Annotated in this window: 13 protein-coding genes and 1 other RNA gene; 7 read left to right on the top strand and 7 right to left on the bottom strand. The window is 39.8% G+C overall.

Going from position 1 to position 15,022, the window contains the following annotated elements; translation table 11 throughout:
- Positions 1-131: 131 nt before the first annotated feature.
- From FTV31_RS07255 to FTV31_RS07265, 3 genes are all read right to left on the bottom strand, one after another.
- A complete protein-coding gene (locus FTV31_RS07255; RefSeq protein WP_180013939.1) occupies positions 132-1,379 on the bottom strand; it encodes an FAD-dependent monooxygenase in 1,248 nt (415 codons plus the stop codon).
- The gene (ubiH, locus tag FTV31_RS07260; protein ID WP_034703738.1) at positions 1,376-2,584 is read right to left on the bottom strand and encodes a 2-octaprenyl-6-methoxyphenyl hydroxylase; all 1,209 of its coding nucleotides are present in this window, start codon (positions 2,582-2,584) and stop codon (positions 1,376-1,378) included. The genes FTV31_RS07255 and ubiH overlap by 4 nt, the downstream gene beginning before the upstream one ends.
- 409 nt (positions 2,585-2,993) lie before the next feature.
- On the bottom strand, positions 2,994-3,434 hold the full coding sequence (locus FTV31_RS07265) for a BLUF domain-containing protein (protein ID WP_004782875.1): 441 nt from the start codon (positions 3,432-3,434) through the stop codon (positions 2,994-2,996).
- Between the two features lie 1,200 nt (positions 3,435-4,634).
- On the opposite strand from FTV31_RS07265, the gene FTV31_RS07270 reads away from it, so the two are divergent.
- On the top strand, positions 4,635-5,678 hold the full coding sequence (locus tag FTV31_RS07270) for an acyltransferase (protein ID WP_257227169.1): 1,044 nt from the start codon (positions 4,635-4,637) through the stop codon (positions 5,676-5,678).
- 191 nt (positions 5,679-5,869) lie between these two features.
- Here FTV31_RS07270 and FTV31_RS07275 read toward each other — a convergent pair whose 3' ends face one another.
- The 3 genes from FTV31_RS07275 to FTV31_RS07285 form a co-directional block, all read right to left on the bottom strand.
- Positions 5,870-6,109 carry a DUF378 domain-containing protein gene (locus FTV31_RS07275; RefSeq protein ID WP_034703714.1) on the bottom strand — a complete coding sequence of 80 codons (240 nt, stop codon included), beginning with the start codon at positions 6,107-6,109 and terminating at the stop codon, positions 5,870-5,872.
- 393 nt (positions 6,110-6,502) lie between these two features.
- Positions 6,503-7,837: a Xaa-Pro aminopeptidase gene (pepP, locus tag FTV31_RS07280; RefSeq protein ID WP_180013943.1), complete on the bottom strand. Its 1,335-nt coding sequence runs from the start codon at positions 7,835-7,837 to the stop codon at positions 6,503-6,505.
- A 151-nt stretch (positions 7,838-7,988) separates the two neighbouring features.
- Entirely contained in the window at positions 7,989-8,621 is a 633-nt protein-coding gene (locus FTV31_RS07285; protein ID WP_180013945.1) for a UPF0149 family protein, read from the bottom strand.
- 65 nt (positions 8,622-8,686) lie between these two features.
- Here FTV31_RS07285 and FTV31_RS07290 point away from each other — a divergent pair, with 65 nt between their 5' ends.
- The 5 genes from FTV31_RS07290 (at position 8,687) to lon (ending at position 13,254) form a co-directional block, all read left to right on the top strand.
- The gene (locus FTV31_RS07290) at positions 8,687-9,244 is read left to right on the top strand and encodes a hypothetical protein (protein ID WP_180013947.1); all 558 of its coding nucleotides are present in this window, start codon (positions 8,687-8,689) and stop codon (positions 9,242-9,244) included.
- Positions 9,241-9,528 carry a cell division protein ZapA gene (locus FTV31_RS07295; protein ID WP_005234746.1) on the top strand — a complete coding sequence of 96 codons (288 nt, stop codon included), beginning with the start codon at positions 9,241-9,243 and terminating at the stop codon, positions 9,526-9,528. Before FTV31_RS07290 ends, FTV31_RS07295 begins: the two co-directional genes overlap by 4 nt.
- A 97-nt stretch (positions 9,529-9,625) precedes the next feature.
- Positions 9,626-9,810: non-coding RNA, 6S RNA (ssrS, locus tag FTV31_RS07300), on the top strand.
- A 288-nt stretch (positions 9,811-10,098) separates the two neighbouring features.
- On the top strand, positions 10,099-10,680 hold the full coding sequence (locus tag FTV31_RS07305) for a 5-formyltetrahydrofolate cyclo-ligase (protein ID WP_180013982.1): 582 nt from the start codon (positions 10,099-10,101) through the stop codon (positions 10,678-10,680).
- Between the two features lie 147 nt (positions 10,681-10,827).
- The gene (gene lon, locus FTV31_RS07310; protein WP_180013949.1) at positions 10,828-13,254 is read left to right on the top strand and encodes an endopeptidase La; all 2,427 of its coding nucleotides are present in this window, start codon (positions 10,828-10,830) and stop codon (positions 13,252-13,254) included.
- A 65-nt stretch (positions 13,255-13,319) separates the two neighbouring features.
- Here the strand turns inward: lon and FTV31_RS07315 are convergent, their stop codons facing one another.
- A complete protein-coding gene (locus FTV31_RS07315) occupies positions 13,320-14,279 on the bottom strand; it encodes a M28 family peptidase (protein WP_180013951.1) in 960 nt (319 codons plus the stop codon).
- 155 nt (positions 14,280-14,434) lie between these two features.
- Here FTV31_RS07315 and rlmH point away from each other — a divergent pair, with 155 nt between their 5' ends.
- A complete protein-coding gene (rlmH, locus tag FTV31_RS07320; protein ID WP_180013953.1) occupies positions 14,435-14,917 on the top strand; it encodes a 23S rRNA (pseudouridine(1915)-N(3))-methyltransferase RlmH in 483 nt (160 codons plus the stop codon).
- Positions 14,918-15,022: the final 105 nt, after the last annotated feature.

The following is a 15,022-nucleotide window of genomic DNA, read 5'->3' on the forward strand; positions in this document are numbered from 1 at the left end:
AGCTTTAAATTAACTGAAATTTAGCAATCTCTTTGGTCTTCGCCTAGCCCTAATTTTCAAAAAATCGTATCTTTTTTAAACAAAATGGTTACTCTTTATAGATGTTTGTTTAAAAAATTTACATTCGGCTGCTAGGCTGAATAACGTGTATCTTTGAGTAAACTTAAACCATTCGCCTGAGCCATGAATGCATCTTTCAGGACTGCCTGCTGCTCTACCTGTTTCAGCCCGAAATTACGTGCCCACACCACCGGGAAAAGCTGTGTAGTTTCCACCCAGCCAATCGCCGACATGCTATGCATCATCGCATCATTCTGGCCTTTACGGCGATGCTCATAACGTTTCAAGGTCTGTTCATGAGCCCATACTCCACGCGCTTTGTCATGCAGCAACACATCACAAAGTACAGCAGCATCCAGACAGCCGATATTAACCCCTTGTCCAGCGAGCGGATGAATCACATGCGCAGCGTCACCAATCAGCGCCAAGCCATCTTGTACATACTGCTGTGCAGCACGAGCTTTGAGTGGGAATTTCGCTCGCGGTGTCGCCTCCAGCACTTCGCCAAGCATATGATAGCTTTCACGGGTCAATAGTTGAGTAAAGTCAGCATCTGATAATGCCACATATTCATCGGCATAATCATCAGGTAATGTCCAAACAATAGATTGCCAGTGGCCTTGCTCTTCTTCCTTAAGACTTGCCATTGGCAAATAAGCCAAAGGACCGGTTTCAAGAAAAATCTGACGGGCCACATGCTGATGTGGCTGGACTGTTCTAATCGCACAGCTGATTCCAGCCTGTTTATAATCCAGCACATCAATATCAATAAAGGCTTGCCCACGGACAAAGGAATTCGCACCATCTGCACCAATGACTAGCTTGGTTTTGAGCTGGGTGCCATCTGCCAGATGAATGATCCAGACATCTACTCCACGTTCAACCCGGTTAACTTTGACCTGTGTGCGGTAATCTTGCACCTCTTCAAGCATCTTTTGCTGAATGGCCAGATTCAGGATACTCGGTTCTACCATCGAGCCTAGCGCCTGCTCTACAGAAGGTGTTCTTTCTGAAGAATGACCAAAGTTAATTTCACCGTAGCCATTTTTATTCCAGACCTGCATTCCAGTATATGGCTGCTGACGTGCAAGTTTGTCCCACACACCTACAGTTTTTAATAAATGAATGGTCGCCTGACTTAAAGCCAAAACCCGCGGATTGGCTACGCTTAAAGTTTTGTCTGCATCCAGAATAGGCGCAGCATCCAGAACAGTCGCTTGCACACCACCTTGAGCAAGTAATAAAGCGGTCAGGCCACCGACCAAGCCACCACCTACAATTACGACATCTAATACATCAGAACTTGGATTCAGACTCATGCTTTTAACCCCATGGCATAGTTAGCGACCAGTGGCTTGATACCAGGAATGGTATCAAAAGCAATCAGTCCGGTATTGCGGATCAGTTTCAAGAATGGATTCTGATTACTAAAACCACGTACGACTGAATCACAGAACTTGATCACTCTTTGCTGGTCATTCAAACGGGATTTTTCATAATCCTGTAATACTGCTGCATCACCTAAGTCTGCGCCTTGCGACTGCTGCTCTTTCAGGTAACGTACCAGTACATGCGCATCTCGCATACACAGGTTAAAACCCTGACCGGCTACTGGATGAATCGTATGTGCAGCATTTCCCATCAAGACCACACGCCCCACAGCCTGTTTTTCTGCTAATACTTGGGATAATGGAAAACTGAAGCGCTTACCTGTTTTCTGGAATTTACCGGCACGATCGCCATAGGTTTCTTGTAAGGCATTCAGAAAATGCTGGTCATTTTCTTCACCCAGCCATTCTCCTTCCGTGCCTTTTTTCACAGGCCAGACCACAGAACGACGATATTCACCTGGAAGTGGTAATAAGGCTAATGGTCCTAGGTGGCTAAAGCGTTCAAAGCCGACATGATTATGCGGTTTAGAGGTTTGAACGGTAGTGACAATGGCGACCTGATCATAGTCATGCTCTGAAGCCCCAATACCGAGCGCTTTACGACAGAAAGAATCACGCCCATCAGCAGCAATCACCACTTTGGATTGAAGTTTCAATAAAGCATCACCACGTTGTGCTTCAAGATAAGCAAACTCAGCATCTTGAGTCAGAGAGCTGACCTGAACCCCATCAATCAGTTCAATTAAAGGTTCTTTTTTGACTTGAGTTAATAGCACACGACCTAGCCAGGCATTTTCAATGACCTGACCAAAACTTTCGACTTTTTCTTGTTCTGCAATTAAGCGCGCTTTACCAAAACTGCCCTGCTCAGTAATATTCACTTCAAGAATCGGCGTTGCATGTTCCTGCAAGGCATCCCAAAGCCCAAGTTCCTGATAAATCTGTACACTACGGCGTGATAAGGCACTGTTACGTGCATCAAAGCTGGAATGATAGGGTGCAAGGTTTACATCATCATAATCTGGATATTTGATCGCTTCCAAAAGTTTGACTGCAATATTGGTTTTGGCCAACATCAGCGCGAGACTCAAGCCGACCATACCACCACCGACAATGATGACTTCTTGTTGCATGCTGTAATCCTTTCAATGGCGTACCTATATATAGATACTTATAATCATGATGAATTTTATATTAGCCTAAAAAATTTCTTTTTTATAATAAATTAGGTTGCGGTTTCGAAGCGAAGTCTGCTTGTGGTTAATTTATAGCTCACCTCAACGTCCTACTTAAATTTTTCAAAATACAGAAGTATCATCTGCCTGATAAATAGCAGAAGAATTTTGCACTGATTGTTAGGTTTAAAAAGCTTGGCTTGGTATGTAATGATAAAGATGAGATCTGAATATAATTTTTTGAATTAGCCATATTTATGTTTTTGAATTTATAAAATATTTTTATTTAACTCATTTAAAGTAAATGCTCATTCTAAAAAATCATGCGATACAGAGCTTTAGCTTATATCGCATGATGATGTAAGAATTAACTTGCTTTCAATGTATAGGCATGGTCATTCAAACTTGCCAATATCTGTATAAATTGAGGAATGGTCTCGGCATTCAAGGTATAAGGATTGAATTCATCCAGATTATGTTCGGCAAAGAATCCAAGAATATCCTGATGGATATTGGCATATTTCATATGCCAGTCTGAGAAGAGACGGTCATTCACATCTTCAAAATACAGAACTTCACAATTTTTATGTCGAGGATCTTTCAAGATTTTTTTATAGAACAGATCTTCAATCTTGTTCCTATCTCCTTCCAGACATTGAACAAAGTAACCATTTCCATAATACAGAGCCCCAAAAATCGCATTACGTGAATTGAAATTCAACGCTTCTGTCAGAATATTGAATAGATCATTCATTGGATCTTCGCAATCATACAACTTACTAACATATAAAAGTCTTGCGTCGCTCATTGTCTACCTCAATATTTTAGATTATGTACATTACTCAATATTTTTCTGTTTAATATATATAACTGATTTTATAAAAATTTTCTATGATCAGATACAAAATAATTTATCGAATAGTAAAATAACTTGAAAAATAAAATAAATTTTTATATAAATTCAGCTACTTGCTTTTAACACGCATTTTCCAAATATTTCTATATTAAAAAGCTTCAAAATTTTGCTATTTGAGATCTGCCATCAAGTATCCGTTTTTTACTTTCTAAATGCTCATGTAATTTGAGCACCAGTTATCTTTGCCAGAACATCAGCAAGCCAGCAAAAATGTAAATCAGCGATTTGTTCTCAATCAATAGTGCAACTGCTACAAATCCACTAGCAAAGATGAAGGAAAGGATTAAATGAGTCACTCTATTCAATTTTGAAACGACAACCAAGTCGAGCTCAAGCAACTTATTAAGTATGTACATTCTTCCTCTTTTCTCAAAATATTTTTAAAGGGTAATTGTTTTTAATTTCTAAATGATACAAAAAACATGCCTATTTAATAATCAACCTTGTACTCTTTGACTTACAGCTATTCAAGTTCTTTACCTCTATTTTAGTTAAATGAATTTTCATATGATGATTACATCAGGAACAGGGAGTTCCACATAAGAATAACAATAGATAAGCACAAGGACAGTAAGGTACGACAGGAGTTATACCAAGCTAACCCATACAAAGAACCCCGGCAGGATGCCGGGGTTTTTTATTATTTAATGATTAAAAATTTGAAGATGATACTGAAGTTTCTAAACAGAAATCTTAGCAATCACTACTACCTATATCTTTCATCTACTTATAGAAAATTCCCAAATTTTGGTGTGAAGTTAATAATGTATACGTGATCTTTGAATTAATTCATCAATGGTTTCTGGAATTTCTTTTATTAAGCTGAGTACTTTTACTTTTTATTAAAATTTTGAAACATATTTTAAGTCGGTTAATAAATAATAATAATTAATAAAAAATTCATTTTTTACCAGTTTCTAAACTCTAGTGAATATTTGAGTTCCCGTAAAATACGGCTACTTTTATATAAAACCAACCGTAATGATTTTAGATTAAATAATTAGTAATATTCACGGTCTTTCACTAAGTATATTTGTTAGACAAACATTGAGTATGGTAGTTTAAATTAAATACTTTAATAAAATAATAACTATGCTTTATTCAGTGCAATTTCTTAGGGGGATTGCTGCCTTAATGGTAGTTATAAGTCATACCTCCTTTAAAGGACAACAATACAATGTTGATACGCTTCAGTGGTATCACATAGGTGGTTCTGGCGTTGATTTATTTTTCATAATCTCTGGCTTTATTATGTGTTATACAACATATAATAAAAAAGTTAATTTTCTAAATTTCATGAGAAACCGATTTATCAGAATCATTCCTCTTTATTGGGTTCTCAGTTTTTTTGCTTTAATCGTATTTCTGGTTTCTCCCAATCTTATAAATTCATCTGGTGGTGAAACAGGAATTTTGGAATCCTTCTTTTTAATTCCGAATGGCAGTAAATTTTTAATTAATAATGGATGGACCTTAAGTTACGAATTTTATTATTATTTTATATTTTCATTTTTCCTGATTTTTTTATTAAAAGATTTATATAAATATCTTTTCATCATTCTATATTTTTCAGTTATTGTGGCTATAGGTTTAATACTCCAACCTAAATCTGAATTTCTGATATTTTTAACCCATAATCTTTTGCTTGAATTCGCTTTAGGCGTTCTGGCATTTATCATTATAAAAAATACTAACCTTTCCCGATTAATGTCTATATTTATGATTCTTGTCGGGGCTTCCGTACTAACCTATCAAAACTTTTATAAATTACCTGATTTCATCACCTTGAGATCATTAAAAATCGGGATCCCAATGTTTTTCATTTTTGTTGGATGCGTAGCTTTAGAAGACTTAATCACAGAAACTAAATCACTAATTTTAAGATTCTTTAATCATCTTGGAGATTCATCTTACTCTTTATATTTGATTCATCCTTTTACTTTAAGCCCAGTTGCTATGGTTTTAAACAAACTCAATATATTAAACCCTTACCTATTTAGCTCTATACTTATTACCTCTTCGATCTTGGCAGGCTCTATTACGTATCTAGTTTTAGAAAAAAGGTTAATTAAATTAGGCAAAGAACCATTTAACTTCTTTAGGTATTTTTATCCGGTCGATAGAAAAAACTTATAGATATTTTTTGATCACTTTATACGGTTTTTATCGATTTAAAATTTTATATAGGTTGACTAATTTAGAAATGGAAAACGGAGCTTAAGCTCCGTTTCTGTTAAATGTCCTTTATATCTTTTAGATTAACTGATCTGTTATAGAAATCAGTTAATTAAAAAAAATATAAATGACTTCAATTAACTTTTAGTCAGTTAACGTACTACTCGAGCTTGAGACTCATGATGTACATCACGTCGACCCAATTTTGTACCAGTATAGATCAGATACAAGGCAGACAAACCAACCAATACATAGATAATTCGAGATAGTGCACTCATTTCACCAAAGATGGCAGCGACTAAATCAAAGTTAAACGCACCAACCAGACCCCAGTTGATGCCACCAATAATCGCTAAAGCATAAGCAATCCAGTCAAGCGTATTTAGTCTCATCATTTTTCTCCTGCTCTTCTTTGAGTTTATTTAAGGAACAGGTCAAGTATGAGAATGAAATCGGAATTAATATGTTGCTTTGATGCTAAAAACTCAATTGCTGTGTTGAATTCCTGTCATCTTATAATTCTCAATTTTAACAAAGTTAATTTTATTTGAATAAGTCGCGATTAACGTAAGTAAAAGTCTTGCATGTTTCTCGATAGTATCTTTGTTCTGTCTAGCTATTGGATAACTTCTTGCCTAAGAAATTAATCCATTTTTTCTTAAAATTTTATAAATATTCATTTTAATATCAATAAATTAAAAAATTACTATCATTCACGAATACATTTTTAACTTTCTACTATATAAAAAAGCCGGTGAGATCACCGGCTTTTTTATATCTTTTATTTAAGCAGCATGGGCTTTGGCCATTAAGGCTTCAATATCTTCCACGGTTTTCACAACTTTTGCAGTTAGCACTAGTGGGCCATTTTTGGTAGCAACCACATCATCTTCAATCCGGATTCCGATACCACGCCATTTAGCATCTACAGTTTCATCATCTGGCGCAATATAAAGACCCGGCTCAACGGTCACGACCATACCTTCTTCATATGCACGCCATTCACCGTTGACTTTATATGTACCTACATCATGTACATCCATACCGAGCCAATGCCCAGTACCGTGCATATAGAACTGGCGGAAGCTTTCCGTCTGGATAATTTCCTCAAGATCTCCCTGCATAATCCCCAGATCAAGTAAACCTTGAACCAGAATGCGAACCGCCACATTATGCGGCTCTTTATAAGAATTCCCGATTTGAACTGCATTGATGGCAGCAATCTGTGCATCTAGCACAACATTATATAAAGCTTTTTGTTCCACGCTGAATTTACCATTGACCGGGAACGTACGGGTAATGTCCGAAGCATAAAACTGATATTCACAGGCAGCATCAATCAGAACCAAATCACCATCTTTCAGCTCTTTATCATTTTCCACATAATGCAGAATACAGGCATTTTCACCGCCACCAACAATACTGTTGTACGATGGTACACAGCCATTTTTACCAAAGACATAATTCAGTTCAGCTTCTAAAGCATATTCCATCATGCCTGGACGAACTTTCTGCATAGCCAGTGTATGCGCTTCTGCGGAAATATCAGATGCAAGCTGCATCAGTTCAATTTCATTTTCATCTTTATGCAAACGCATTTCATCAACGATACGATCCAGCTGCATGATCTGTGCCGGTGCAGAAGTACCACGGCGGCTTTCACCACTGGCTGTTGCAATCCATTTAGCTACACGTGCATCAAATTCGGCATTGTGCCCAATCCGGTAGAAAAGCTTGTCTTTGTTCTGAAGCTTGGTGAGGATTTCCTCATCCAGTAGATCAATCGCATAAGCTTCGTCCGCTTCATAATCATCAACGGCGCCATCCACTCCGGCACGATAGCCATTCCAGATTTCCATTTCACGATCACGTTCACGGCAGAACAGACTATAGGTATAGCCTTCTTCTTCAGTATCAAAAGTTTCAATGACTGCAACTGCTTCAGGCTCAGCAAATCCGGTCAGGTAAAAGAAACTGCTGTCCGCGCGGTATTTATAATCTGCATCACGATTACGCAGGGCAACCGGGCTGGTGGCAATAATCGCGATACTACGTAATCCCATTTCCCCTGCGAGGATGTCACGACGTTCCTGAAAATCGGCTTGAGTCAGTTTCTTCATTACACCTTACTTCTTATCAATTGCTACTGTTATTTAAAATTTGGTTCTGAAAACGGGTCAGATCAATTTACTATCATCTTCATGAGAAGACTCAGCAAAAAATATGCCGGTTTCAGAACCGTTTTTAATTTGTGTCTAGAACCGCTTGAACTTAACTCGGACGTTTCGGTGAGAAAATTTCAACTACAGATTGCGCTTCAGTTGCAGAAGCTGGAGCTGGTGCTTTTTGCGTGAATTTCTGCAATAAAGGTGTTTCTTCAACCTCTACTTTCTTGCGGCCAACGGACAGGCTTACCGGAATCAGACGAACAAACTCATACAGCTCCTGATAGCTTTCTTCGCCTTCGGCATCGTTATCAGAATCTTCAAACTCAACTGCTGCAACATCTTGTAAATGTTCAATCAGTTCCATTTCATCATTGCGGATATGACCTGAGGCCAGACCGAAACCAAGCACTACGCCTGCACACCAGTCGGCCAGAGCCTGAACGCGTTCAGCCAAGCTATGCTCATCATCTGGTAGTAATGGCAGATAATCCAGTTCATCTTCAGACAGCGCATGAAATATGTCTTCTGCCTCACCCGTTAACAATTCTAATGCTTCAGGATTCAGTTCAGGGACATCTAGCGTTTCTAGAATCTGTACCCATTCATCACTTGAAGGTGCCTGAGTAACACAGACAATTCCAGTAAGTAAACCATGCAGTTCGCTTGGGCTAGAAATTTCTTCAATTGAAGAAAAATTGCGGTACCATTCTGACCAACCTGAAATATCGTCTTGCATTCGTTTATCCAATCTCTATACTGCTTTATATATTACCTTTGTTTGCAACACTGTGCGACCTCGATATGTTAGAAGAATTACAGCGTCTCCAAGTGCATATTGGCGTTTTAAAAACGCGACTTGCACAACTTGAAAGTGAGAATACCAGTTTACGTGAGAAGCAAGAGGCTTCAAGCGTGCAACATGAAACTCAAATTGAACAAAAAAATAGCTTTATTGCGCAAAAACAACAAGAAATCCAGAACCTCAATCAGCAACTGACTGAATCACGTAACCAGTTTCAGCATTTAAACCAGGATGCTACAGCATTAGCAGATCGTTATAGCCGTCTGGAAAAAAGTTGTACTGATCTAAAGAACCGTTTTCAGGAAATTCTGGCTGAACGTAATGAATTGCGCGTGCTGAAAGAAAAGTTATTGCTGGAACAGCGTCATGCCCAGCAGGAAATTCAGCGCCTGAATCAGGAATCTGAACGTCTTACCCAGAAAAATGAAAATGCCAAAGCTAAAGTTGAAGCCATTATTCAACGTCTGGCGATTTTGGGAACGGCCCAAGACCAAAATGCACAGGAAATTCAACAATTGGCCCATCCTACTGAAGTGACTGAGGAAACTTCATCATGAGTGAACAAATCGCAATCGACTTAAAGGTATTGGGTCACAGTTTCCGTCTGGCCTCCACTGCGGATCAGCAGGATGAACTACAGCGTGCAGCGCAATTACTCAATGAAAAATACGATGAATTTCGCCGTAAAGCACCTCGTATGGAACCAAGTAAACTGATCATTATGGTGGCACTGGAACTGATGCAGGAAGTATTGACGATGAATAAATCCCTGCAACAATATGCACACTGCGAACGTTTGTTACAAACTATTTTAGAAGAAGTTGAAGAACTAACTGAATAATCGAGTTTTTTGTTTAAACTTCGGTCGTTCGACTAAACTGTTTACAGTTCACGAACAGCATAGAGTTGCCACATCAACATTATCGTTTATACTTAGTCTAACTCTGAGATGTTCGCCAGCGGGTCAGATTCCCCTGAGCCGATATTTAAATCTTAGGATTGAGTTCTGCATATTTAGAGTGTATGCCCATCCGGTATGGGAAACCCAGCAAGTATGCGTCTCGTCCACCTTGAACTTTAGGGTTCAAGGGTAATGACATGCAGCGGCATCCTCGGAGTGCTTCTATTTTTCTCAAAATATTTCATCATTTATCTTCTTTTCTAATTCTTAAATTTATTGCATTTTTCCTGGTTTAGCGTCCTATACTCGTACCTTTTTTCGTCTTTTAAAAAATTGACTAGTCTAAACATAGATCGATTAACTCATCATAAATGTTTCATTATTTTTAAAATTCAATTAAAAATTCATACAGATGCCTATAATACTCGTTATGTTGTTACCCTCTATTTAAGTTATGGCATTTTATTAAGCCAATGCCCTAAATTCCTGAAGACCATATTTATGACGACGATGAATCTTTCCGAACTTCGCAAACAGCTACGTAAACAGCGCCGTCAACTCTCTCGATTTACCCAGAAACAGACTCAACAACGTATCTTAAATATGATTCAGACTTTGCCAGAATTTCATGCAAGCAAATCTGTGGGGGTTTATCTGGATGCTTTCGGTGAGGTTCGGACTCAGGCACTGATTGAATACTGCTTTAAGCACCATAAACGGGTTTATCTCCCCAATATTTGCAATATGAACCAGCAACTCACTTGGGTAGAAATCAGCCAGAATCAATATCGTTCCCAGCGTTTTGCTCATCATCGGTTGGGAATGCGTGAACCCATGGCTACACGTGGTCTGCATGTCTCAAAACTAGATCTTTTAGTTATGCCACTATTAGCTTGTGATCAATATGGCACCCGAATTGGTATGGGTGGTGGCTATTATGATCGTACGCTGGCAACAGCACCGCACCGTCCTTTTCGTCTGGGGTTAGCACATGACTTTCAGCTGATACCACAGCCTTTAACCCGAGAAGTTTGGGACCAGCCTCTAGATGCCCTGCTTACGCCTACACTTTTACAACGTTTTAAGCGTTAAACAATGTATTTCCAAATACATAAGTATTTTAAAATCACATAATTAGTCATTTTTTATACAATTTAGTCGCTATAGCCCTTGTAATTTTTAAATTACCCATCACTATTAAAAACATGGCAACACCGTTGTCACTCATTAGGAGTGCCCATGTCTGAAATTATTATGAATCAAGAAACCTTAGAGCCTCAGGTTCCAAGTGTATTACCACTTTTGGCGCTACGTGATGTGGTGGTGTACCCACACATGCAAATTGCGCTATTTGTCGGTCGTGAAAAATCGATCAATGCAGTTGATGTGGCTCGTAACAGTGACAATCTAGTATTTGTAGTTGCGCAAAAAGATTCGCTTACAGAAGAAATTGATCACGACAACTTATATCAATACGGTACTGTCGCGAAGATTGTGCAAGTTGTGAATCACGAAAATGATGAAAACTGTATTAAAGTCCTGATTGAAGGACTGTATCGTGCCAAGCTCAAAACCATCATTGATGAAAATGAGTATTTGACTGCTGAGCATGAACTTAGTCCAATGACTGTATCAGTCGATGAAACAACTCAAGCTACGCGCTTGCAGGAGCTGCGTGCCCTGTTCGCTCAGTATGCTGAAGCAAAACTTCGTAATGCTCGTGAGCTGATTGCAGCTGCGAATAAAATCGAAGACTTGTTGCAACTGTTATTCTTCGTAGCGACCCGTGTTCCTTTGAATATCGAAGTGAAACAGAAATTCCTGGAATACGACGAGTTCGATGCACATTTAACTGAGTTGATGACTTATTTATTGCAACAGTCTGAAGAACAGCAGATCGAACAGACTTTGCATGACTCTGTTAAACGCCAGATGGAAAAAAACCAGCGTGAATACTTCCTGAATGAAAAAATGAAAGTCATTCAGCGCGAGCTTTCCGATATGAATGGCGGTGCGGAAGATGACGTTGCGGAAATCGAAAAACGTCTGGCTGAAGCTGATCTGCCTGAGCATGTGCGTAAAAAAGCGGAATCTGAGTTCCGTAAACTCAAAGCAATGCAACCAGCCTCTAGCGAAGCTGCGGTAGTTCGCAACTATCTAGAAGTGATTCTAGATACGCCATGGAACAAAGCCAGCAAAGTTAGCATTAACCTGAACAAAGCTAAGGAAATCCTGGATGCCGATCACTATGGTCTGGACGATGTCAAAGACCGTATTGTGGAATATCTGGCGGTTCAGTCTCGCGTAAAAAAACTTCGCGGTCCAATCCTGTGTCTGGTTGGTCCTCCAGGTGTAGGTAAAACTTCCTTGGGTGAATCGATTGCCAAAGCGACTGGTCGTGAGTTTGTCCGTATGGCCCTCGGTGGTGTACGTGATGAAGCTGAAATCCGTGGTCACCGTCGTACCTACATTGGTGCGATGCCAGGTAAGATCGTGCAGTCATTGACCAAAGTTGGCGTGAAAAACCCGCTGTTCTTGCTCGATGAGATCGACAAGATGGCTCAAGACTACCGTGGTGATCCAGCTTCTGCGATGCTTGAAGTACTTGATCCATCACAGAACAACAAGTTCAACGATCACTATCTTGATCTGGATCTTGACCTGTCAGAAGTGATGTTCATCTGTACTGCCAACAGCATGAATATTCCTGAGGCCCTCTTGGACCGTATGGAAGTGATTCGTCTGCCTGGTTATACTGAAGAAGAGAAAGTTAATATTGCTGACCGTTACCTTGTTCCTAAAGCAATTAAGAACAATGGTTTACGTGCTAAAGAGTTGACTGTGCATGAAGAAGCGATTCGTGACATTGTGCGTCGTTATACTCGTGAAGCCGGTGTTCGTAACCTTGAACGTGAAGTATCTAAAATTGCACGTAAGGTAGTGAAAGAAGCAGTTAGCAAGAAAGCAAAAAATCTTCAGGTTGAAGTGAATGCGGGTAACCTTCCAGACTACTTGGGTCCACATAAATTTGACTACGGCATGGCGGAAGAAGAAGCTCAAATCGGCCGCGTAAACGGCCTAGCTTGGACTTCAGTGGGTGGTGAGTTACTGACTATTGAAGTTGTAGCAGTACCTGGTAAAGGTAAATTCATTACCACCGGTTCACTTGGTGATGTAATGAAAGAATCGATTACCGCTGCCATGACTGTCGTTCGTACCCGTGCGGCTGAGTTAGGTATCGAAGCGTCTCGCTTTGAAGAAACTGATGTGCACGTGCATTTACCAGAAGGTGCGACTCCGAAAGATGGTCCATCTGCAGGTTTGGCACTGACGACTGCTCTGGTATCTGCATTCACCGGTATTGCGATTCGTCCAGATATTGCGATGACAGGTGAAACCAGCTTAAGTGGCCGTGCAATGCGTATCGGTGGTCTGAAAGAGAAACTGCTTGCTGCGCACCGTGGTGGCATCAAACTGGTGTTCATTCCACAGGAAAACGTTCGCGACCTTGCGGAAATTCCTGAGAATGTAAAAGAAGGCCTAGAAATCAAAGCTGTGAAATCGATTGATGAGATTTTACCTTTAGCTTTGATCGATATGCCGAAAGCACTGGTGAAACCACCAATTGTGAAAGCAAGTGAAGAAGCTAAAGCTGCACGTCATTAAGACCTAAAGGCTTTGAAAAACACCCTGCTCTGGCAGGGTGTTTTTGTATTTAGGCGGGGATAATTTTAAAGGCGAATCACCATATCGACCAAACCATTCACGACCTGAGCCATCTTGGTCAGATTCAGTTTATCTAAGGTATCCTGCTCGGTATGGTAGTAAGGATTACGATAATGCGCTGTGTCTGTAATCAGTATAGTTGAATAGTTAAACTTGGCATAATTCAGATAGCCAGAAAAATTCATGTCCTGAGCAAATGCCGGACTAATAAAACGCTGACAGTCTAGCCGCTTGAAACGTTGCATGGACGAACAGTAATCTCCTGTCAAACCGGCCGATGCCAAATGTCCAATCGCAGCAATGAAGTTGCCATGCCGTGGATAGATCCATTTCAAACCTGTCGGATAGGTCTGCACCAGATTTTCATCATAATAGCCAATAGAATCCAGAATAATGACACCTTTCACTTTTTGTTTCTGGGTCTTTAAAGCTTTGGCATGTAGATAGCTTCCCATATGTTCAGTCTTGAAATAGGGTGGCTCCTCCAGTGTATAGAAAGCAAACTCGATATTATGTTTGAGTTTTGACTTTTGTAAGGCCAGTAATCGAGCTGTTTCCAGTACCCCTGCCACACCGGAAGCATTGTTATCTGCTCCATACAGATCACTAAAAACATCATAATGCGCGCCAATAACCAGTTTGGTTTTGGCTTTGGCATTCAGCTGACATACCACATTTCTATAGCTTAGGCTATTTACAATATAGTTTTGGAACTGACATGGAATACCAAGCAGACGCATCTGTTCTTTGAGCCATGCTGAGACCCGGTTTAATTCACTGGTATTTTTAAAATTCCGGTATTCGTCCACACTGATAATCTGTTTGATAAACAATTCCAGATGTTCTGGCTGCGCCTGTTTAGAGGAAAAATTTGCAGGTGCAGCAAAGCTCACGCCTGAACTGGTTAAACCGAGAATAATTAGTAGAAAAGTGCAATATCTTTTAATAATGAGACTGGTCCGCATTTCTTATTATCCATTCCTTTATTATCAAGCGGATACTTGAATCATGGATATTAAAGCAACATTAAATTCATGATTTCAATTTCAATTTGTTTCCCTAGCTCAACTTCGTGTTGTTTGATCGTTATAATGAAGTATCTAATTATTGATCCAGTTCTATGAAAATCCGTATCTTAACCATTGGCCAGAAAATGCCGGCTTGGGTGCTGACAGGCTTTGAAGACTATTTCAAACGTATTCAGCCTTTTGTACAGACTCAGGTGGTTGAATTGCCAATGGCAAAACGGGGCAAAAACGATTCTGAAGCCGATATTCTGAAATACCGAAATATTGAAGGTGACAGTATTTTAAATGCCTTAAAACAGAATGAAGTCCTGATTGCACTAGAAGTCGGTGGCCGTGAGTTAAGTACGGAAAAACTGGCTGAAACCATGAAAGGCTGGATGCTGGAAGGTCATGATATTGCCTTGGCGATTGGTGGGCCAGATGGCCATTCTGAAGCAGTCCGAAAAGCAGCAGCCTGGCATTGGTCCCTGTCTAAACTCACCTTGCCACATCCGCTAGTCCGTGTAATGCTGATTGAACAACTGTATCGCGCCATGAGCATCAACCATAATCATCCTTATCACCGTGCAGGCTGATCTGTTGATGCGTTCTGATTATGCAACGTTTTGTTGAACAATCCCCCCTGCCTTTGCTTCTCTTTTTATTGCATGATTAAAACATTGAATTAATGTGGTTTGACT

Origin of the sequence: Acinetobacter sp. YH16031 (genome assembly GCF_013417335.1) — a bacterium.
Taxonomy (GTDB): Bacteria; Pseudomonadota; Gammaproteobacteria; order Pseudomonadales; family Moraxellaceae; genus Acinetobacter.